The sequence below is a fragment of the Pseudomonas sp. FSL R10-1339 genome (assembly GCF_009600545.1).
GTDB lineage: Bacteria > Pseudomonadota > Gammaproteobacteria > Pseudomonadales > Pseudomonadaceae > Aquipseudomonas > Aquipseudomonas bubulae.
The window spans coordinates 1-1,350 of sequence record NZ_WIVQ01000214.1 but is presented as its reverse complement, the minus strand read 5'-3'; the positions used below and the strand labels follow the sequence as shown (position 1 = coordinate 1,350).

The following is a 1,350-nucleotide window of genomic DNA, read 5'->3' as shown; positions in this document are numbered from 1 at the left end:
ACAAGTTTTGCGGCGATGGTCTCATTGGCCTGCGCTATGCGGTGCTTGCGACAATACTTTACGTACAGAGCCTAGAATACTTCGCCAACCAGGGCGGGCAACTACCAGGTCTATACAGTGTCGATATATATCTAAATGATAATCGGGTAGCCCATCGAGACGTAAACTTTGTGAGTATCGCTGGAACACTTCAACCCGAACTGACCTCACCTCAACTCCAGGAGATGGGGGTCAAGCTGGAAGCTTTCCCGGCCTTGCAGCAACTGCCCTCAACAAGCGCAATCAGTACATTGTCAGACTACATCCCCTATGCCAGCAGCCGGTTCGATTTCAAACTGCAGCGGCTGGATATCAGCATTCCCCAAGCCGCACTCACAAGCCAGGCTCATGGCTACGTGGATCCTCAGCTATGGGATCAAGGCCTTTCGGCTGCACTGTTGAACTATAGTTTCAGCGGTTCCAACACGCTCAATAATAATAGCAACAATCGCTCAAAGACAAACGACAGCTATTATTTAAATTTACGCAGTGGCCTGAACTTGGGCGCGTGGAGGCTGCGTAATTATTCTACGTATAATTCACGTAACGGAAATAACAACTGGCAGAACCTCGACACTTATGCGCAAAAGGATATTCAGTCACTAAAGGGGCAACTGACGTTGGGTGACAGCTCAACGCCCAGTGACGTTTTCAACAGTGTGCTATACCGCGGTATTCAATTAAATTCGGACGACAACATGTACCCTGACAGTCTGAAAGGGTTTGCACCCGTTGTTCGAGGCATTGCCCAGAGTAATGCCCAGGTCACCGTGCGACAAAATGGCTACATTATTTATCAAACCTATGTCTCGGCGGGTGCGTTCACAATCACTGACTTGTATCCCACGTCCTCCAGTGGTGACTTGGAAATTGCAATCACCGAAAGTGATGGCACCGTACGCCTTTCAACTCAATCATTTTCTGCGGTACCTGTAATGCTACGTGAAGGGCGCCTGAAGTATTCAGTGACTGCAGGACAATATCGTTCCAACGCCAGCGCAGCCAGCAAACCAAGTTTTATGCAAAGCACGCTGATTTACGGACTGCCCTATGACTACACCCTCTATGGTGGCTTACTGGCATCTGGAAAATATAATGCAACGACTGTTGGTATTGGCCATACGCTGGAAGGTTGGGGGGCGGTATCTGTGGATGCTACACAGGCACACGCCAAACTACGCAACGGGTCCAGCCATCAAGGGCAGTCTTACCGCTTCCTCTATTCAAAAACCATTAAGGAAGCTCCGATCAACTTGCCGCAACCGCGCAGTAAGTTGAAAATCCCGCTGAATTTGGCGCTATTGACCGCGA

General features: G+C 49.5%; 1 protein-coding gene. It reads left to right on the top strand.

Annotated features, from left to right (window positions below; all coding sequences use genetic code 11):
• Nucleotides 1-1,350: fimbria/pilus outer membrane usher protein (locus GHO03_RS24445; protein WP_153400685.1), on the top strand; the 1,350-nt coding region annotated here is incomplete at both ends.